This is a genomic window from Meiothermus taiwanensis WR-220 (genome assembly GCF_003568585.1).
Taxonomy (GTDB): domain Bacteria; phylum Deinococcota; class Deinococci; order Deinococcales; family Thermaceae; genus Meiothermus; species Meiothermus taiwanensis.
In genome coordinates this window covers 2,063,618-2,081,858 of record NZ_CP021130.1, presented here as the reverse complement: position 1 = coordinate 2,081,858, position 18,241 = coordinate 2,063,618, and the positions used below count along the sequence as shown (strand labels likewise).

The 18,241-nt window shown below is 64.1% G+C and carries 16 protein-coding genes; 10 read left to right on the top strand and 6 right to left on the bottom strand.

The annotated features are described in order from the left end of the window. Positions 1-117 precede the first annotated feature (117 nt). Positions 118-480: a DUF4160 domain-containing protein gene (locus MTAI_RS10205; protein WP_027887527.1), complete on the top strand. Its 363-nt coding sequence runs from the start codon at positions 118-120 to the stop codon at positions 478-480. A gap of 186 nt (positions 481-666) precedes the next feature. After that, a complete protein-coding gene (gene holA / locus MTAI_RS10200) occupies positions 667-1,605 on the top strand; it encodes a DNA polymerase III subunit delta (protein ID WP_027887526.1) in 939 nt (312 codons plus the stop codon). Here the strand turns inward: holA and MTAI_RS10195 are convergent. Genes MTAI_RS10195 through MTAI_RS10180 form a run of 3 tightly spaced genes read right to left on the bottom strand, consistent with a single transcriptional unit; the run spans position 1,602 to position 5,594 of the window. Next, positions 1,602-2,564 (bottom strand): calcium/sodium antiporter, encoded by a 963-nt coding sequence (locus MTAI_RS10195; RefSeq protein WP_027887525.1) that lies wholly within the window; start codon positions 2,562-2,564, stop codon positions 1,602-1,604. The genes holA and MTAI_RS10195 overlap by 4 nt on opposite strands. A gap of 20 nt (positions 2,565-2,584) precedes the next feature. Further along, complete coding sequence (locus tag MTAI_RS15325) at positions 2,585-4,375, bottom strand: Eco57I restriction-modification methylase domain-containing protein (protein ID WP_245453110.1); 1,791 nt, start codon at positions 4,373-4,375, stop codon at positions 2,585-2,587. A gap of 19 nt (positions 4,376-4,394) precedes the next feature. Next, positions 4,395-5,594, bottom strand: coding sequence for an N-acetylmuramoyl-L-alanine amidase family protein (locus MTAI_RS10180; protein WP_027887523.1), 1,200 nt, complete (start codon positions 5,592-5,594; stop codon positions 4,395-4,397). Between the two features lie 191 nt (positions 5,595-5,785). Here MTAI_RS10180 and MTAI_RS10175 point away from each other — a divergent pair, with 191 nt between their 5' ends. Next, complete coding sequence (locus MTAI_RS10175) at positions 5,786-7,180, top strand: TldD/PmbA family protein (RefSeq protein WP_027887522.1); 1,395 nt, start codon at positions 5,786-5,788, stop codon at positions 7,178-7,180. Further along, a complete protein-coding gene (locus tag MTAI_RS10170) occupies positions 7,177-8,493 on the top strand; it encodes a TldD/PmbA family protein (protein ID WP_027887521.1) in 1,317 nt (438 codons plus the stop codon). Before MTAI_RS10175 ends, MTAI_RS10170 begins: the two co-directional genes overlap by 4 nt. A 160-nt stretch (positions 8,494-8,653) precedes the next feature. Here the strand turns inward: MTAI_RS10170 and MTAI_RS10165 are convergent, their stop codons facing one another. The 3 genes from MTAI_RS10165 to MTAI_RS10155 all read right to left on the bottom strand — a co-directional run bounded on the left by MTAI_RS10165 (position 8,654) and on the right by MTAI_RS10155 (position 11,178). Next, the gene (locus MTAI_RS10165) at positions 8,654-9,649 is read right to left on the bottom strand and encodes an IS701 family transposase (protein WP_187388538.1); all 996 of its coding nucleotides are present in this window, start codon (positions 9,647-9,649) and stop codon (positions 8,654-8,656) included. A gap of 285 nt (positions 9,650-9,934) precedes the next feature. Further along, on the bottom strand, positions 9,935-10,573 hold the full coding sequence (locus MTAI_RS10160; protein ID WP_027888674.1) for a GNAT family N-acetyltransferase: 639 nt from the start codon (positions 10,571-10,573) through the stop codon (positions 9,935-9,937). Beyond that, a complete protein-coding gene (locus MTAI_RS10155) occupies positions 10,570-11,178 on the bottom strand; it encodes an FMN-binding negative transcriptional regulator (RefSeq protein WP_027888675.1) in 609 nt (202 codons plus the stop codon). Before MTAI_RS10155 ends, MTAI_RS10160 begins: the two co-directional genes overlap by 4 nt. A 235-nt stretch (positions 11,179-11,413) precedes the next feature. On the opposite strand from MTAI_RS10155, the gene MTAI_RS10150 reads away from it, so the two are divergent. The 6 genes from MTAI_RS10150 to MTAI_RS10125 all read left to right on the top strand — a co-directional run bounded on the left by MTAI_RS10150 (position 11,414) and on the right by MTAI_RS10125 (position 18,241). Beyond that, entirely contained in the window at positions 11,414-12,601 is a 1,188-nt protein-coding gene (locus tag MTAI_RS10150; protein ID WP_027888676.1) for an ABC transporter substrate-binding protein, read from the top strand. A gap of 67 nt (positions 12,602-12,668) precedes the next feature. Continuing rightward, positions 12,669-13,583, top strand: coding sequence for a branched-chain amino acid ABC transporter permease (locus MTAI_RS10145; RefSeq protein ID WP_036197439.1), 915 nt, complete (start codon positions 12,669-12,671; stop codon positions 13,581-13,583). A 34-nt stretch (positions 13,584-13,617) separates the two neighbouring features. Next, complete coding sequence (locus tag MTAI_RS10140; RefSeq protein WP_027888678.1) at positions 13,618-14,403, top strand: ABC transporter ATP-binding protein; 786 nt, start codon at positions 13,618-13,620, stop codon at positions 14,401-14,403. Positions 14,404-14,496: 93 nt separating this feature from the next. Beyond that, on the top strand, positions 14,497-15,252 hold the full coding sequence (locus tag MTAI_RS10135; RefSeq protein WP_027888679.1) for an ABC transporter ATP-binding protein: 756 nt from the start codon (positions 14,497-14,499) through the stop codon (positions 15,250-15,252). Continuing rightward, complete coding sequence (locus MTAI_RS10130) at positions 15,249-17,153, top strand: AMP-binding protein (RefSeq protein ID WP_027888680.1); 1,905 nt, start codon at positions 15,249-15,251, stop codon at positions 17,151-17,153. Before MTAI_RS10135 ends, MTAI_RS10130 begins: the two co-directional genes overlap by 4 nt. A 17-nt stretch (positions 17,154-17,170) precedes the next feature. Continuing rightward, positions 17,171-18,241, top strand: coding sequence for a branched-chain amino acid ABC transporter permease (locus tag MTAI_RS10125; protein WP_027888681.1), 1,071 nt, complete (start codon positions 17,171-17,173; stop codon positions 18,239-18,241).

Genomic DNA, 18,241 nt, shown 5'->3' with positions numbered 1-18,241 from the left:
TGGTAGGGCTGCTGAAACTGACGCCGGGTGCTGACCGAGATTCGCTCCGGATATTTTTTTGATGCCCAGATGGTCAGAAGCACCGCGGAAGGGCCCCCGAATGGATAGACTAAGATTATGTTGACGCTCATGCGCCGGGGTGGTTTTCGCTTTTACGTTAAGTCGGGCAGTGCCCAGGAAAAGCCACACATCTTTGTAACCCGCGACGGGGACACCTGGGCCAAGTTCACCCTGAAGCCGGTGGGCGTGGTGGCCAACAACGGCCTGGCCCGCAACGAGCTCACCCGGCTGCAGGGGATGGTAGCCGACCTCGAGCCCCAGCTTTTGCAGCTCTGGTGGGAGTACGCCATCACCCAGGGGGTCAGGCCCGAGGCCGAGAAAGAAAACAAACACGGGCTCGCCCCAACCCCTGCTGCACCGCTCGAGCCCAGCTGCGAACCGGCGGCGCTCGAGGTGGTTTGGGGCAAGGGAAGCTCTTAGGCTGCCAGCCAAAGCTGTAACGACCTGCCCTCTGATACCGGATTCGGTTGGTTTGGCGCCTTCCGCCGGCGAACCAACCCGACCGAACTTATGCGCGGAAGGAAGTGCTCTGGGATTCAAAAAGATGGCCTCTGAATGTTTTTTGTTTGAAGATTATCTTTCCGGTATAATACCCTGCTACTGCCCATGATTCAGGTGTTCACCGGTGATAGCTTTCTGGCTCGAGAAGCCTTGCTCCAGGAGGCCGGCTTGCAGGGCCTGTCCCCCCGCCTGATGCCCCCGGAGCCGGCCCTGGTGGCCCAGGAGGCCAGCGGCGGGCTGTTTGGCCCGGGCGGGGCTCTGGTGGATCTGCGCGACCTCAGCGAGGCCGAGTGGAAGCCCCTCCGGGAGGTGCTGGAAGGCCTGCCGCCCGATGCAGTGGTGTTGCTGCTCGACCCCCGGCCCAGCGCGGTGCGCAGCAAGTGGTACGCCGACAAAGCTCAGAAGCGCGACCACCCCACCCCCGGCCCCAAGGAGATGACCAACTGGGTGGTGAACCGCGCCCGCCACTACGACCTGAAGCTACCAGGGGCGGTGGCTTCGTACCTGGCGGGTCTGGTGGGTGGTAAAGGCAGCGCCGAGAACCCGGCCATGGGCCTCGAGGCCCTCGACCAGGAGCTGCGCAAACTCTGCCTGGTCACGCCCCCCATCACCCTGGAGAAAGTACAGGCCCTGGTCGCTCTGGATACCCCCATCTCCGGCTTCGACCTGGTGCGCTCGATTACCGAAGGAAAAGCCACCCTGGCCTTCAAGATTGCCCGTGAGCTCCTGGAGCGGGGGGAAGACCCCTTGCGTATTCTGGGTGCGCTCTCCTGGCAGTACGTGCGGGTGGCTAAAGCCTGGGCCTTGCTGCAGGACGACCCCCTGATGGGGGAGGGGGTGGCCGCCAGCGCCCTGGGCATGCACCCCTACGCTGCCAAACAAACTTTGCTACTGGCCAAAAAATTGTCGGGCAGTGCGGTTACCTGGGCCCTGGAGATCCTGATAGAGGCCGAGGAGGCTGCCAAAACCGGCCGGGACATGCGCCTAGCCCTGGAGCGGGCCATCGTGGCGCTGGCGGGTATTCACCGGCCCGCATCGCGCTAAGTAGCCGTCGCGATCAAAAACGCCACATACGCCACATACAGCCCCAGGAAAACCCCGCCCTCCCTGCGCCCCAGGCGAAACCCGGTTGCCAGAAACGGCCACAGCAGCACACTGGCCAAAAGCATCACCCACATATCGCGCTGAATCTTCTCCCAGGGTAGGCCCACAGGCTGGACAAGGGCCGTGATCCCCAGGATGCCCAGGATGTTGAAGATGTTGGAGCCCACAATGTTGCCCAGTGCGATATCGGGCTCTCGGCGCAGGGCGGCGGTGATGGAAGCGGCCACCTCCGGCAGGCTGGTGCCCAGGGCCACAATGGTCAGGCCGATGATGAGTTCAGGCACCCCAAAAGCCCGGGCCAGCTCCACCGCCCCCAGGGTCAGCAGGCGGGCCCCTACCCCCAGGAGCACCAGCCCCAGCACCACCCCCGCGTAGGCCGGCCAGCCGGCCCTGGGGGGTTGGCCGTACTCCTGCTCGTATTCTTGTTGTACCTCGGCCATCTCAGTTGCGCCGCTGCGGTATAAAAACCAGATGTACAGGCCCAGCAGGCCCACCGAGAAGAGCGCCTCCCCACGGGTGATCTGCTGGTCGAAGTATAGGAAGACAAACAGCAGCAAGGTTGCGCCCAGCATGATGGGCACCTCGCGCTTGATGAACTGGGCCTGGGAGCGGATGGGCACGATCAGGGCGGTGAGGCCCAGGATGAAGAGGATGTTGAGAATGTTTGAGCCCACCACGTTGCCGATGGCGATGGACGGGCTACCCGAGAGTGCAGCGGCCAGGCTGGCGGCCAGCTCGGGGCTGCTGGTGCCAAAGGCCACCACCGTCAGGCCCACCACCATGGTGCTGATGCCCCAGCTGCGGGCCAGTATCACCGCGTTTTTGACCAGCGTTTCGCCCCCAAAGTACAGCAGTACCACGCCGCTGGCGATCAGCAACAGATTCAATGCCAACTCCATGCCGAGTAGGGTAGCAAAAATTAGGTGTCTGCGTATAACCTTTCGAGCGCGAGGCTTTCTTCCTGGCTAAGGCCGTATAGCCGGGATGTTGCCTGGTTGCAGGCCTGCACGTCGCGCTCCTGGGCGGCCTCGAGGAGGGCCTGTCGAATGGGAGGGGGCACCTCGCTCCAGGGTGGAATGCGGATGCGTCGCAGATACTGGGCCTGAAAGCGGAGATACCCCCCGCGCATCTGGGTTGAATAGGCTGCAACAAACAGATGGGCCACCGCCGACAAGAGCACCGCCTGGAGTGCGCGCAGATCCCACGATTCGGAGGTTATGTAGTAAAGGTTGTGGTGGGGGTACAGGCACCCCTCCTCGAGCACCACGTGGGGCCGGCCTTTGATATCGGGGATGAGGAGCTTGGGCGTTCTGGCCAGGGAGGGTACGATCCGGTCGATGGTGCGGTACCACCTATCCGGAAAGCGCCGGGCGTAGTGCCGTCCGGCTATGACCTCCCGGCGCGCTTCCAAATAGGCGCGCAGCCGAGGGTAGCAGCGCAGATCAACGAGCTCACCCGTCTCGCTAAAGGGGTTGATGAGGCCCTGGCCGCCCCACCGCACCTCACCCGAGCAGATGTCCTGGGTTGTGACCAGGGGCAGCTTGCGATCCGGTTCTACCTCGAGGGCCTCGAACACGCCGATAAAGGCTTGGTCGGCCCCGGTGGCCACCCCAATCCCAACCCGGCAGCCCGCCTCCTCGAGGCTGGGGAAGCGGCGCTCGAGCCGCTCCAGCAAGGCCCTTTGCTCGGGCGCAAGGAGCAGCCAGGGCGCTGCCCCGCGGGTGATCTGGGCCACCCGCACCCCGCTGCCTTCGGGCAGGCTTCTAGACCGCAGCACCTCCGCAAGCTGGGTGAGCTGGCCTGGCTCGAGGCTGGAGAGACGGGCGATGCGGGTGGGGCTTTCGGTGTGCGGCGTGTGCTCCGTCCCGAAGGGGATCGTCCGTTCGGTGCACGGAGCCTGCTCCGTCCCGAAGGGGATCGTCCGTTCGGTGCACGGAGCCTGCTCCGTCCCGAAGGGGATCGTCCGCGGTGCTTCCCGGCTGATCACCACGATGGCTGGATAAGCAGCTACTTTAGAGCGAAAGGCCGGTGCATGGGCCATCTCGAGGAAAATTTTTAGGTGAAAGTTGTCGGCCACATATTTGCGCAACCGGGCACCGTAGTGATTTTTGGTCCAGCGGTCTGCGCAGATGAACCCCAGGGTGCCCCCCTCCGCCAGCAGCGATAGCGAACGCTCGATGAAAGGGATGTACAGATCGGCGCGGTTGTACATGGTGGCGTAGCGCTTTTTGTACTCGGCCAGCAGGGTAGGGGGGATGGCCTCCAGGCGCACGTAGGGCGGGTTGCCGACCACGTAGTGGAAAGGCCCCTCGAGCGAACACAGCAAGTAATCCCCCTGAATCAGCCAGCGGTCGGCTAGATGCTGGCTGAACCCTTCCTGCTGCAACAGCGCAACCACCGCGTTGTAGGTGGCCTCGAAGGTTTCAGGGTGCAGCTCCACCCCGCGAATGGCTTCAGACAGCTCGGAAGCCCCAAACCGCCTGGCGGCTGATAACAGCCGGCGCAGGATGGCTAGCAGGAAAACCCCATCCCCAAAGGACGGTTCCAGAATGCGCTGCTGATGCAGGGGCCGGTCGGGGGTGTAGCCCACCAGATCCAGTATGAACTCCGCCACCTCAGGGCGGGTGAAGACGGCTCCTCGAGCAGAAGGAGCGGCTGGATAGACCATGGTACACCGGGTGGCCTGGGTTGGGTCAGAGCAGCTGGGCATATCCCTCCGCCGAGAAAGCCTATTTGAACGGATGGTCGTTTTCCAGATACTCCAGTATCCCCCGGGCGATGCCGTAGCTAATGCGGTCGAGGTAATGGGGGTTGCGCAGGTTCTGGCCCTCGATGGGGTGGCTCAGGTAGCCCATCTCCACCAGGATGGCCGGAACGCTGGTATAGCGGATCACGAAGAAGTCGGCGCTGCGCACCCCGCGGTTGACGGCAGCAGTGGCCCCTAGCGTATACGAGAGCACCCGGGCAGCCAGGGTGCGTGAAAGCTCCATGCGGCGCAGCGAGGTCATCTGGGGGGTGGGGGCGGGCAGGCTCTGGGGTGGGATGGGGCCGGGATCCTCGAGGCTGGGCTGGGCGCCTGGGTCGAGGGGGCCGCCTTGCATTGAGGGAGGCTGGGCGGCCTCGAGCGCCTCCAGCGGGTTGAGGGCAAGGGAGGGAGGGGTGGGCAGGAGCGGCGCCGGGGAGGGGAAAAAGGGGCGGGTGGTCTCGGGGCTGTGGTAGTAGACCTCGAGGCCGCACCAGCCGTCGGCGCGGGCGGGTACGGCGGCGTTGGCATGGATGGAGACAAATAAATCTTTGCCCTCGGCCAGGGCCACGCGCTGGGCCAGGTCGGTGCGCTTGTCCGGCGAAAAGGCCGTATCGCTTTCGCGGGTCATGATAACTTCCACACCCGCATTTTGCAGAAAGCGGCGCACCCGCAGGGCCACCTCGAGGTTCACCACTTTTTCCGCCACCGGCCCCAAAGCACCGGGGTCGGGGCCGCCGTGCCCGGCGTCCACCACCACGGAAAAACGCCGCCCGCCCGATTTCACAAAGCGAAACTCCGGGAAAGAGAGCAGCGGGCTGGTGTCCACAAAGGCCCCCGAGAGGTCGATCACCAGCCGCTGCCCCTCGCCCTGCAGGGCGGCCAGGGTCATGGTCTTGTAGCCGGAGCGGGGGGTGACCCCCTGGGGGGTGAGCAGGATCAGCACCGCCTGGTCTTCGTGCTGCTCGAGCACATACCCGGCCAGCTCTGGCAGGCTCACAAAGTGCAGGCCGGGCGTGACGGTCTGGTTTGGCAGGGTCACCCGCAGCGCAGCGCCCAGCGGCTCGATCTGGTAGGTCGCCTCTTTGGGCAGATCCAGCACCACCCGCGCAAACCCCGGCTGGTCGCCGATGCGGGGAGGCGGCAGGCTCTGGGCCAGAGCACTGGTGCTCAAGAGGGCAGCCATCGGTAAAGGCAAAAGCAGGCGAGACATCTTCAAAGCAGCCTCAGTTTATTGTGAAGCAAAACTACAGGATGAGTTTTTGGCGCTGGCGTCTTCACCAACTGTTGGATGCCCTGTGGGTACAAAATGCAACCAGGGTGGGTTTTTGGGAAGGGTCAGGCCTGCTAGGCTGTAGAAGCTACAAGGAGGCTATTGTGCTAGACGAAGCATTGGTGGGTGATGTGCTCCGCCGGGCCCGGCAGGGTGGGGCCGACTTTGCAGAGCTATATGTGGAGCGCTGGCGGCGGCGGGTCTTGCGGGTGCTTTCGGGCGAGGTCAAGGAGGCCACCAGCGGCATCGAATACGGGGCCGGGCTGCGGCTTTTTTACGGCACCGAGGTGGTCTATGCCTACACCAACGACCTGAGCCCCCAGAGCCTGCTCGAGGTGACCGAGACCCTGGTCCAGCTCAAGGGCCAGGCGGGCCAGGTGGACGCGCTGGGCCGGGGCGGCCTGGATTTTCGCAAGGCGGTGGCCCAGGGGCTGCACGCCCCCCAGGTTCCCTTTACCGCCAAGGACAAGCGTTACCGCCTGGAACGCATCCGAGAGGCCGAGGCCGGGGCGATGGTCGGCCCCCAGATCAAGCAGGTGCAGACCAACCTGATGGAGTGGGAGCAGGAGGTGCTCGTCGCCACCAGCGAGGGCGCCTGGGCCGAAGACCGCCGGGTGCGTACCCGCCTTTACGTCACCGCCATTGCCCAGGACGAAAGCGGGATGCAGACCGGGGTGGCGGGGCCGGGCCTCAGTGTGGGCCTCGAGCTCTTCGACCGCTACCCCCCGGCCGAGGTCGGGCGCAGGGCCGGCCTGCAGGCCCTCACCAACCTGCGGGCCAAGCCGGCCCCCGCCGGCACCATGCCGGTGGTGATCGGCAACGGCTTTGGCGGGGTGATCTTCCACGAGGCCCTGGGGCACCTCCTGGAAACCACTTCCGTGGCCAAAAAAGCCAGCGTCTTGTCCGATAAGCTGGGGGAAAAGGTGGCCTCGGACTGCGTGACCTACATCGACGACGGCACCACCCCCCACGGCTGGGGCTCGCAGGAGTTCGACGACGAGGGAATGCCCACCGAGCGCACCGTGCTGATCGAGAACGGGGTGCTCAAAAGCTACATGGTGGATCGGCTGGGCAGCCTGCTCACCGGCTACCGGCCCACCGGCTCGGGGCGGCGGCAGGACTACACCTTTGCCCCCACCAGCCGGATGCGCAACACCTTTATCGCTCCGGGTACTACCCCCAAGGAAAAGCTCTTCGAGGGCATCGAGTACGGCCTCTACGCCGCCGATATGGGCGGGGGGCAGGTGCGGCCCGGCTCGGGGGAGTACAACTTTGCGGTCAAGGAGGGCTACATCATCCGCAAGGGGCGGATCGAGGAGCCGGTGCGGGGGGCCATGCTGGTGGGCAAGGGCCCCGAGAGCATCCAGAGAATTGTGGCGGTCTCGGACGACCTCGAGATGGGCCCCGGCATGTGCGGCTCGCTCTCGGGCAGCCTGCCGGTGGAGGTGGGCCAGCCGCACCTTTTGATCTCGGAGATTGTGGTGGGAGGACAGGCATGACCTTCGAAGAAGCCATGGATTATCTGCTGCAAAAAGCCCGTGCGATGGGGATTGAAGCCGAGGTGCTGGCCACCCACACCCGCGAACTCACCATCCAGGCCCACGGCGGCAAGGTGGAAGAAATTACCCAGGCCACCCAGGGCGGGGTGGGGGTGCGGGTGGTGGTGGAGGGCAAAACCGGCTATGCCTACACCGAGGAGCGCACCCCGGCGGCGCTCGACTGGGTACTCCAGGAGGCCCACGAGAACGCCCTATTGCAGTCTGAGACCGGGGGGTTCCTGCCAGCGGGGGGCGGGCTGGGCCAGCACGACCTGCTAGGCGAGGGGCTTTCGGCGCCCTTAGAGCAAAAGCGCCAGGCGGCTTTGAACCTCGAGGCCAGCCTGCGGGCCGACCCCCGGGTGCGGCAGGTGCAGATGACCCGCTACTCCGAGAAGGAGACCCAGGCCACCTTAGGCTCCACCCAGGGGGTTGCGGGGGCCTTCCGCAACGGCTACGCCCTGCTCCTGGCCAACGCCGTGATGGGCGAGGGGCAGAGCCTCAAGCAGGGCTACGAGTTCGACCTTTCCAAGGAGTTTCACGCCCTCGAGCCGGGCCGCACCGCCCAGCAGTTTTTGCAGCGCACCGGGCGGCTTTTGGGGGCCCGCCCCCTCAAAACCGGCCGCTACAAAGCCTACTTCGAACCCAAGGCCTTTGCCCAACTGCTGGGCATGATGGGCTGGTTTTTGCTCTCGGCCAAGAACGTGCTCGAGGGCAAGAGCCTGCTGGCGGGCCGGGTGGGACAGAAAATCGCTTCAGAGCTTTTCACCCTGGTAGACGACCCCACCCTGCCGGACGGGCTGGCCTCGCGCCCCTTCGACGCCGAAGGCACCCCGGCCCGGCGCACGGTCTTCATCGAGAAGGGCATCCTGCGCACCTTTGCCCACAACTCCGAGACCGCTCGCAAAATGGGGGTGGAGAACACCGGCCATGCCTTTCGCATCTATAAGGGGGTGCTGGGCATTGCGCCCAGCAACCTGTTCGTAGCGCCCGGCGCGGGCGTGCAGATGGACAGCGGCGTGGTGGTCACCGACCTGATGGGCCTGCACGCCGGGGCCAACCCCATCTCGGGGGAGTTCAGCCTGCAGGCCCTGGGCCTCTGGGTGGAGGGGGGCGAGGTGGCCTACCCGGTGGAGAACTTCACGGTGTCGGGCAACTTCCTGGAGCTGCTGCAAAATATCACCGCGCTGGGTAGCGAGCTCGAGTGGAACCCCATGATGGGCATCGTGGGTTCGCCCATGGTCGAGGTGGCAGAGCTTTCCTTTGCCGGGGCTTGATGCGCATTTCGGCAGTATCGTTCACCTTTGAAACTCTGGACGATACTGCCGAAATGCTTTATCTAACTCCCTTTTGGTCGGCTTAAATCCCGCCCTTGTGACTAAAGGATGCAAGCGGAAACGGAATCTCCTGTACCACTACATTGATACCAGATAGGACTTACGCAGTTGGGTGAAGGATGTGTATGGGATTGGCCAGGTAACTTCGTATCGCCTCGCGGATAATACTTGCCTTGGACTCATACCAACTCACCCCCGTTCGCAAGCGGTACACCTCCAGCCTCAGAAAAGCACGTAGGGACAGAAGAAGGTGGCCCAGGATAGAGGCCCTCTTTCTCACCTGGGCCCGCTCCACCCCGCAACACCCCTTGAGCCCCCGGTGGTAGACCTCGATACCCCAGCCTGCCCGCTCCAACTCCCCCCGCCGACCTTCAGTCATCCCCAGGTCGTTGGTCGCCCAGTGCTCCGCGTCCCCGTCTTTCGAAACCGTCCGGAACACCCTGACCAGACCAAAACCCCTCAGGTGCACCACCCGCCCCTCCGGCGGTATCTCCACCTCGCTCACCGGCCGAAGCCCCTCCCTATCCGGGTTCACCTGCCGGTTCCCCTTCAGCCGCGTGAGGAAGCGCCAGCCCAGGCGAGCAATCTCCTTCAGGTTCTCCAGCGAAGCGTACCAGCTATCCATTAGCACGTACGCTGGAGCAAACCCCCGTCCCTTGGCTACCCGCAGCATCTCCATAAAGTGCTCGTTCTTGGTCTTCCCTTCCCAGGGCTTGTCATAAATCCTGAAGTCGCAGGGGATGAGGGCCTGGCCCTCCGTCCACAGCAGGGTCATGAGGGCGATCCCCTTGACCACCCGCTGGTGCTTGCCGCTCCAGTGGTAGGTCACCAGCTCCATCCGCTGGGCATAGGGTTTATCCAGGGTGGTGTCGTCCAGGATCAGAAGCCCCCGGGTGGGCTCCACCACGGCCCTGGCCTCCTGCCACAGCGCCTCCGTGTCGGGAGGCTGTCGCTGGAGCAGGCGGGTGAAGGCGTCGTGGGCGGGAGCGCTGGGTTCCTCGGGTTGGCAGCGGGCGGCTTCGGTACAGGTGAAGACCTTCTGGGCGGCGATGAGGAAGTGGATATAGTCCAGGTCGGTGCACTTTGGGGGGTTCATAGCAGCTAACTCCTCTTGGCCTGTTTGCTTTGCAGAAAAGGGTAGCCGAGTAGAGGGGTGAGAGGCAACTGCGTAACTCCTAACCAGATTCAGTTAGTTCGGCGCCGGATGGCGGCGAACTAACCCGACCGACGGGAGTGCTCTAGGATTCAAAAAGATAGCCTCTGAATGTTTCTTGTTTGAAGATTATCTTTTTGAATCCGGTATGAGACATCTGTAGCCGGGCGGGACGGCCACGGCTTGCGAGTGTACCGCCCCGCTCAGGCAAAGCGGATCCCACAGCCTTCAAGCGGGGTTTTTCTGGGCCAATAAGCCCAGAAGCCGGGTCTTAATCGCCGGCCACTCCTCGGCCAGAATGCTGTACATCGCACTGTCGCGGATGCCGCCATCGGCTGCGGGCCGGTGTGCGCGGAGAATCCCGTCGAGGTGCGCTCCCAACCGCTCAATGGCCCGGCGTGAGCGCAGGTTGCGGGCGTCGGTCTTGAGCGTTACCCGGCGTACCCCCAGTTTTTCGAAGGCATGGGTGAGCATCAGGAGTTTGGCCTCGGTGTTGAGGCCGGTGCGCTGGGCCGGTGGGGCCAGCCAGGTGTGGCCGATCTCCACCGCGTCGGGCCGCAAGGGGCGGTGGTGGGGGCTGTTCTTGGGCCAGGGCCAGTACTCAAAGGCCATAAAACGGGTGCTGCCCACCACGCGGCTGGCGCGTTTATCCACCGTTGCAAAGGGCAGGGCCTGCCCCTGGGCCTGCTCGTCCAGGGCAGCTTGAATATACCGCTGCATCTCCAGCTGCGATTTGGGTACGGCGGTGTAGGGGTAGTCCTCGAGCTGTGCGATCTCCAGCAGGGCGGGCAGGTGCGCCATGGTGAGGGGCTCGAGCCGCACGAGCTTGCCCTCCAAGGTGATAGCCTGGGTTAGGTCGGGGTTCATGCCTGCTCTAAATGCTTTTTCATCTGCCTGGCGATGGCCCGGTCATCGAGGTTGGGGCTTTGTTCCAGGGCTGCTATAACCCGCTCCCGGTCGGCCCGGCTGCGGTTTTGCGATAGCTTGAACTTGCCCTCTAGCTTTGTAATCTCGATCTGGAAAGCCACAATACCTTTCATCATGCCGTGCAGGTAGTCTGGGGGCAGCTCCTCCATTTTCCACTGCCGCTCGTACTGTACAACCAGATCATGCAAGAGGGCTTTCACCGCGGTGGGCTCTTCGACTATCTGCACCTTGCCGTAGGCGTGGACGGTCATATAGTTCCAGGTCGGTACGCTGGGGTGTTTTTCGTACCAGGTGGGGGAGATGTAGCTGTGGTCGCCCTGGAAGATGACCAGCACCTCCTGGTTCCGGTCAAAGCTGGTCCACTGGGGGTTGGCACGGGCTATGTGGCTGGCCAGCAGATTGCGTTCGGGGTAGACCGTAAAGGGTATGTGGGTGGCAAAGGGCCTGCCCTCATGCACCGAGACCAGGGTGGCAAAGCTAAACTGCTGCATTAAGTCGAACAGCACCGCAGGGTCGGTCACGGCAAAGTGCTGGGGTAGATACATGCGTCCAGTTTACCCCTCCGACAAAGGGCCTGCCAAAAAGCTGGGGATCTGGCCCCGTGTGTTCAATAGCCTCTGCAGGAGAAAAGGGGCTTATCCTGGCGCACTGCTGTGCTAGACCATTTGGTGGACGTCATAAGCCAGGTGGTTTTGAACCGGGTACACAAAACTCGAGGGGTCATAGTATTCTAGGTGCACAACACAACCGAAGTTGCTCTCAAGGAGGAAGCGCATGAAGATGAACCGTCGGCAAGTACTTAAAGCTGGTCTAGCTGCTTCTGCTGTGTACAGTCCCTGGATGATCGCCCGTGCCCAGGCCCGGCCAGTCAAGTTCGCGGCCATCCTCCCCCTTACGGGCGCTTTTGCTTTTGCCGGTAACGCAGGCCTGGAGGGCTTCCGCGATGCCGCCGACCGGATCAACGATGCCGGTGGCATCGGCGGGCGGCGTCTTGAGCTGGTGGTGGAGGACAGCGGCTACGATGTGGCCCGTGCCACGGCTGCTTTCAACCGGATCGTTCAGCGGGAAAGCCCGGAGGAGCTGGTGTTTGTCTACGGTGACTCCACCGGTACTTCCAAGGCCCTGGCCCCCGAGATCACCCGCTTGCGCCTGCCCTACTCGGCCACTTCCTTCTCCAACGAGCTGGCCGATCCCAACACCTACCCCACCATCTTCGTCTTTGGCCCCACCTACAACGATATGGCTGGAGCCTTGCTGCAGCAGATTCGGTTGCAAAGAGGGCGTGGAGCCAAGATTTTCCTCTGTTACTCCAACTCTGAGTTCGGCCGCGACCCGATTCCCTTCATAAAGGATCGTGCGGGTAAGCTGGGCTTCCAGATCGTGGGGGAAGAGGTCACACCCCTGGCCATCGCCGATGCCACCCCCATCGTAACCAAGCTGCGCCAGACCCAGCCCGACTTCGTGATTATGCAAGGCTACGTGCTCACCGTGGAGCCGCTGGTGGTACGGGCCGCCCGTGAGCAAGGCATCCGGGCTACCTTCATGGGCACCTACTACTCGGCGGAGCTGGCCCTGATGCAACGGGCCGGGGCGGCGGCCGATGGCTTCATTGTGACCTACCACAACGCCTACTACTACGACACCACGGTGTCGGCGGTGGAGCAGATCCGGGCTTTGCGCCGGGCCAAGGGGCGGGATCTTTCCTACCGCACCACCTACTACATGGGCACCTGGATGGTGTTGGATGCAGTTGCCGAGGCCATGCGCCGGGCGCATGCGGCGGGCAGGCTGACCCGCCCCGGCCTGATTGAGGCCCTGGAGAACCTGGGCGATTACAACGCCGGCGGCCAGGCGCGCAATATGCGCTGGGTCAACCACCGCCTGCCCTTTACCAAGCTCTGGCGGGCCAATGTGCGCGATGGCCGCTTTGATGCCATCACCGACTGGGTGGACGGTTCAAAACTCTAAGCTGCTTTGGGGGCTCGAGGGCTGGCCGAAGGTTGGCCGCGCCCTCGAGCCAGCCGTAAAGGAAAACATGGATCTGGCCCTTGTCATCCAAACCGCTTTCAACGGTCTGGCCAACGGTGCACTGTACGCGGTGATCGCCTCCGGGTTTGTCCTGGTGTACCGTGCGACCAGCGTGGTCAACTTTGCTATTGCGGAGTTCATGCTCATCGGCGCCTACCTGACCTACACCATGTCGCTTTTTTTTCCGCTGTTGCTAGCGCTTTTGCTGGCCTTACCGCCGGCCTTTATCTTTGGGCTGCTGGTGGAGCGGGGGTTTGTGCGGCCCCTTCTGGGGCGCAACGTGGTGGCGGTGGTTATGGCGACCATTGGCCTGGCGGCCGCCCTCGACGGGGCCACCCTTCTTCTGTGGGGCCCCGACCAGAAGGCCATGGGGGCTGCGGATGTTTTTCAGCTGCCCAAGGAGATGCCCAACCTGGCCTTCAGCCTGGGGGGTGTGTTCCTCTCCTCCAAAGCGGTGTGGAGTCTGGTTCTGGCCTTGCCTCTGGCCCTTTTGCTGGTTGTGGCGCTCAAATATAGCCGTTATGGGGTGCTGCTGCGGGCGGTCTCGGAGAGTGAGACCGCTGCGCTGGCCATGGGCATCAATGCGCCGCGGGTGGTGGCGGTGGCCTGGGGCCTCTCGGCGGTGATGGCCACCATTGGCGGGGCCTTTCTGGCCGGGGCCGCAGGGGGGGGTGGCCCCGGGCATCACCTTATTCTGCTCGGGCTGATTGTCTTTCCGGTGGCCATCCTGGGGGGCTTCGACTCGGTGCCGGGCGCGGTGGTGGCGGGCTTATTCATCGGCTTGATCGAGGCCTTCTCGCAGCTTTACCTCGAGTCCCTCCTGCCGGGCATCACCCAGGCCATCCCCTTCCTGATCGTGCTCTTGGTGTTGCTGTTCCGCCCGTATGGCCTGTTTGGTCAGCACCGCATCGAGCGGGTGTGAAGGGAGGGCATCCCCCTAACCAAGGAGTGTTTGAATGGCCGAAATTAACGTTGAGAACCTAAAAGTGGTTTACCGGGGGGTCATCCTGGCCTTGCAGGGTGTGAGCATGCGGGCCGGGGCGGGCGAGGCGGTGGCGCTGCTGGGGCCCAACGGCGCGGGCAAAAGCACCCTGGTGCGGGCCATCTCGGGGTTGCTACCCCAGTACGACGGGCGGGTGCTGGACGGCAAGATTGTCATCAATGGTCAGGAAACCCAGCACCTGCCTGCCCTCAAAGTAGCCGGCCTGGGCCTCACCGCCATCCTCGAGGGCCGCCCCATCTTTCGCTACCTCACCGTGACCGAAAACCTGCGGGCCGCGGGGCACAAACTAACCCCGCAGCGCCAGAAAGAGCTGACCGACGAGATTTTTACCCGCTTTCCCCGCCTCTATGAGCGCCGCTTCGAGCAGGGGGGCTACCTTTCGGGCGGCGAGCAGCAGATGCTTCTCTTGGGCATGGCCCTCCTCACCGAGCCCCGGATTCTGGTGGTGGACGAGCCCAGCCTGGGCCTTTCGCCCAAGCTGACCGAGGAGGTCATGCGGGTGCTGGACGAGTTGCGCCGCGACAAGGGCCTTACTTTGGTGCTGGTGGAGCAGAATGCGCGGGCGGCTTTCTCCATCGTGGAGCGGGTTTATGTGATGGAGCAGGGCCGGGTGGTCTTTGAGGGCACCGCCAAAGAAGCCCAGGCCGATGCCGACGTGATGGAGTTTTACTTAGGGGGTGCGGTGGCCGGAGGTTTCGCAGAGGCCAAGCGGTATCGGAGGAGAAAGCGATGGGTATAGTCTCGAGAAAAAGGTGCGTGGTAAGCGGGGGGGCCGGTGTGAAACTTCCGCCCATCCTTCCCGTGCCACCGGCTTACGACAAGGAGGCCCGCCATGTCTAAAACCCTGCTCGAGGCCCACGACCTGCACCTCTCCTTCCGGGGCGTCAAAGCGCTGGTGGGCGTAAGTTTTAGCGTGTCGGAAGGCGACCTTTTCGCGGTGATTGGCCCCAACGGCGCGGGTAAGACCAGCCTGCTTAATGTGCTGTCGGGGCTGTACAGGCCCCAGCAGGGCCGGGTGGTGTTTCTGGGTGAGGATCTGGCCGGCCAGAGCCCCCAGCAGCGGGTGCGCAAGGGGCTGGGGCGCACCTTCCAGAACCTCGAGCTCTTCCGCGGTATGACCGTGCTGGACAACGTCAAGCTGGGGGCCGAGCTGGCCGTGGGCGGCTACACCGACCTGGTGCCCAAAGCCCAGATCGAATGGAAGATTCGCCACCACGCCGAAGAGGTGCTGGACTACCTGCACCTCTCGCCGTACCGCCACGTGCCCGCCGGGGCCCTGCCCTACGGCCTGCAAAAGCGGGTGGAGGTGGCTCGAGCCCTGGCTGGACGGCCCAAGCTGCTGCTCCTGGATGAGCCCATGGCTGGGCTGAGCCTGGAGGAAAAGCAGGATCTGGCCCGTTTCCTGCTGGACGCCCGGCGCGAGTGGGGCGTCACGCTGGTGCTGGTGGAGCACGATCTCAGGGCCGTGCTGGAGCTTTCCACCGGGGTTTTGGTGATGTCCTACGGGGAGGTTTTGTACCAGGGGGCCCCGGCGGGGGTGCGGGAGAACCCCCGCGTGGCCGAAGCCTATCTGGGGAGGAGTGCATGAGTCAGACCCTGATTGAATTCCTGGCCCATCACGCCCAGACCAAGCCCAATGCCCCTGCCATGCGGGTCAAGCGCCTGGGGGTATGGGAGACCACCTCCTGGGCCCAGCTCAAAGAAAAGGTCGAGTGCCTGGCAGGGGGCCTCTTGGAGCTCGGCCTGAAGCCCGGAGGGGTGCTGGCCATCCTGGGCCAGAACGCTCCGGAATGGGTCATCGCCGAGCTGGCCGCCCAGACCGTGGGGGCCATGCCCATGGGCATCTACGCCGACGCCATGCCGGAGGAGGTGGGCTACTTTATCGAGTTTTCCGAGTGCGCGGGCATCGTGGTCTCGGACGAAGAACAACTGGATAAGGTGCTGCCCCACCTGGACAAGCTCGGGTTTGTGCTGGTCTGGGAAGAGGCCGGCATGAGCAAGTACTGGAACGAGCGGATACGGCCCTTTAGCAGCGTGCTGGGGCTGGGCCAGAGCGAGAAAAACCGCCAGGCTATGCGGGCCGCGCAAGCCCAGGTCAAACCCGATACGGTGGCGCTGTTGGCGCCCACCTCCGGCACCACCGCCCGCAGCAAGCTGGCCATGCTGACCCACGCCCAGCTGATTGCCGGGGCCGAGGCGGGCCGCCAGACCATCAGCATCCGCGGCGGGGAGTGGGTGTTTTCGTACCTGCCGCTGCCCTGGATCGGCGAGCAGATGCTCACGGTGGTGCGCAACCTCACCGACGGTACGGTGGTGCACTTCCCCGAGGATGTCATCACCGTGCGCGAGGACGTCAAAGAGGTGCAGCCCGACTTTTATCTGGCCCCGGCAAGGCTGTGGGAGGATGCCGCGGCCATCGTGCGCAGCCGGATGGAGGACGCCGATGGGCTTAAGAAAGCGGTGTACCGCTGGGGGATGGGGGTGCTGCTCGAGTGCGCCCAGCGCGAGTTCCGCAAAGAACCCATCGGCTTTGGGCTGAACCTGGCCCGGGCCCTGGCCTACCCGCTGGTGGCCCGCCCGCTCCGGGCCCGCATGGGGCTGGCGGCCTGCCGCATCGCCGCTACGGGGGGTGCCCCGCTGGGCCCCGAGGTCTTCACCTTTTTCCGCGCCCTGGGGGTGGATATCCGCCAGGTCTACGGCCAGTCCGAGACCGCGGCCACCAGCGTGGCCCACCTGCCCGGCGACACCCCGCCCGAGACGGTGGGCAAGCCCCTACCCAATACCCAGGTGCGCATCGCCGAGGATGGCGAGATCCAGGTCAAGGGCGGGCAGGTGTTCGCGGGGTACTTCAAGAACGAGGCCGCCACCCGGGAAACCTTCACCGAGGACGGCTGGTTCCGCACCGGTGATGCGGGTTTCTTCAACGAAAACGGTCATCTGGTGCTGCTGGGCCGGCTCAAGGAGGTGGGGGCCCTGGCCGATGGCACCCGTTTTGCACCGCAGTTCCTGGAGAACCGCCTCAAATACTCACCATACATCCGCGAGGCTGTGGTGATCGGCCACGGTAAGCCGTTTGTAACGGCCCTGATTGAGCTTGACCCCGAGAACACCCAGAACTGGGCGCGCAAGCGCGGGATTGTCTTTACCACCTACCAGAGCCTGACCTCCAACCCCCAGGTTTACGAGCTCATTGCCCAGGAGATCAGGATGGCCTGCGAGAGCCTGCCCGAGGAGCTCAGGGTGCGCCGCTTCGCCGTTTTGCCCAAGGAGCTGCACGCCGACGACGAAGAAATAACCCGCACCCGCAAGGTCAAGCGGGGCACGGTGGAGTCGCGCTACGCCGCACTTTTGGCCGCGCTGTACGATGGCTCCAAAAAGGTAAAGCTGACGCTGCCCATCCGCTACCTCGAGGGCCAGGGCACCCTCGAGGCCGAGGTGCGGATTGCCGATGTGGGCAGGCCGGTAGAAGAACCCAAGGTACAAGCGTAGAGAAGAGGAGACCCCCGATGTACCGCCTGAGTCAGACCCTAACCGATGCCTTTAGTCGCCGCTTTTCTCGCACGGTACGCGAAGACTATCGCCAGGATGAGGCCTATGCCAGCACCCCGCAGGGGCGCTTCTGGCTGGCCGTGGCGATCGTAGGCGTGCTGGCCCTGCCTTTGCTGCTGCCGCCGTACCCCCTATTTGTCACCACCCAGATTCTGATAGCGGCCCTGGCCGGCCTGGGCCTGCACCTGCTGGTGGGGGGCGCGGGCCAGATCTCGCTGGGCCAGGCTGCCTTTGTGGGGGTGGGTGCCTATGTCTCGAGCCACCTCACGGGCGACCTGGCCCCCTTAGGTATCCTGGCCGGCGGGCTGGTGGCCGCGCTGATTGGCATCGTGCTGGGTATCCCCTCGTTGCGCATCAAGGGGGTCTACCTGGCCATCGCCACCCTGGCCTTCCAGTTACTGGCCGACTACGTCTTCAAGCGCTGGACGGGGTTCACCGGAGGTGTGGCGGGCCGCACCCTGCCGGCCGAGGCCACCTTCCTGGGGCTGCCTCTGGCCGACGACCGGGTGGTCTTCTACCTGGGCCTGGCCTTTGCCATCCCCATGTTCTTCTACGCCAAGCGCCTGCTCTCCACCCGGGCGGGCCGGGCCTGGTTCGCCGTGCGGGACAACGACCTCTCGGCCCAGCTCTCCGGTGTAGATCTGGTGCGCTCCAAGCTCACGGCTTTTGCCCTTTCGGCCTTCTACGGAGGCATTGCCGGCGGCATCTTGATGCACCTGATTGGAGCGGTGACCCCTGAGAACTTCGTGCTGGCCTTTAGCATCCAGTACCTGGCCATCGTGATCGTGGGCGGGGCCGGAACGGTGCTGGGTGCGGTTCTGGGGGCTTTGTTCATCGTCTTGATTCCCGAAATTTTGAGCGTGATGGCCGGGGCTTTCGGGCCGCAGTACGTGGCCCAGCTCTCGGCCTGGCGCAGCGTGGCCTTTGGCGTGCTAATTCTCCTGTTCCTGATTCTGGAACCCAGGGGGTTGGTGGGCTTGTGGGGCCGCATACGGGACTACTTCCGCACCTGGCCGCTGCCGTATTGA

Excerpts from the sequence above, each read along its gene's own strand:
- MTAI_RS10165 (WP_187388538.1), bottom strand. The coding sequence starts at position 9,649 with ATGAACCCCCCAAAGTGCACCGACCTGGACTATATCCACTTCCTCATC.
- MTAI_RS10155 (WP_027888675.1), bottom strand. The coding sequence starts at position 11,178 with ATGTATCTACCCCAGCACTTTGCCGTGACCGACCCTGCGGTGCTGTTC.
- MTAI_RS10135 (WP_027888679.1), top strand. The coding sequence starts at position 14,497 with ATGTCTAAAACCCTGCTCGAGGCCCACGACCTGCACCTCTCCTTCCGG.
- MTAI_RS10125 (WP_027888681.1), top strand. The coding sequence starts at position 17,171 with ATGTACCGCCTGAGTCAGACCCTAACCGATGCCTTTAGTCGCCGCTTT.
- MTAI_RS10195 (WP_027887525.1), bottom strand. The coding sequence starts at position 2,564 with ATGGAGTTGGCATTGAATCTGTTGCTGATCGCCAGCGGCGTGGTACTG.
- MTAI_RS10170 (WP_027887521.1), top strand. The coding sequence starts at position 7,177 with ATGACCTTCGAAGAAGCCATGGATTATCTGCTGCAAAAAGCCCGTGCG.
- MTAI_RS10130 (WP_027888680.1), top strand. The coding sequence starts at position 15,249 with ATGAGTCAGACCCTGATTGAATTCCTGGCCCATCACGCCCAGACCAAG.
- MTAI_RS10150 (WP_027888676.1), top strand. The coding sequence starts at position 11,414 with ATGAACCGTCGGCAAGTACTTAAAGCTGGTCTAGCTGCTTCTGCTGTG.
- MTAI_RS10205 (WP_027887527.1), top strand. The coding sequence starts at position 118 with ATGTTGACGCTCATGCGCCGGGGTGGTTTTCGCTTTTACGTTAAGTCG.
- MTAI_RS10160 (WP_027888674.1), bottom strand. The coding sequence starts at position 10,573 with ATGAACCCCGACCTAACCCAGGCTATCACCTTGGAGGGCAAGCTCGTG.
- MTAI_RS10140 (WP_027888678.1), top strand. The coding sequence starts at position 13,618 with ATGGCCGAAATTAACGTTGAGAACCTAAAAGTGGTTTACCGGGGGGTC.
- holA (WP_027887526.1), top strand. The coding sequence starts at position 667 with ATGATTCAGGTGTTCACCGGTGATAGCTTTCTGGCTCGAGAAGCCTTG.
- MTAI_RS15325 (WP_245453110.1), bottom strand. The coding sequence starts at position 4,375 with ATGCCCAGCTGCTCTGACCCAACCCAGGCCACCCGGTGTACCATGGTC.
- MTAI_RS10145 (WP_036197439.1), top strand. The coding sequence starts at position 12,669 with ATGGATCTGGCCCTTGTCATCCAAACCGCTTTCAACGGTCTGGCCAAC.
- MTAI_RS10180 (WP_027887523.1), bottom strand. The coding sequence starts at position 5,594 with ATGGCTGCCCTCTTGAGCACCAGTGCTCTGGCCCAGAGCCTGCCGCCT.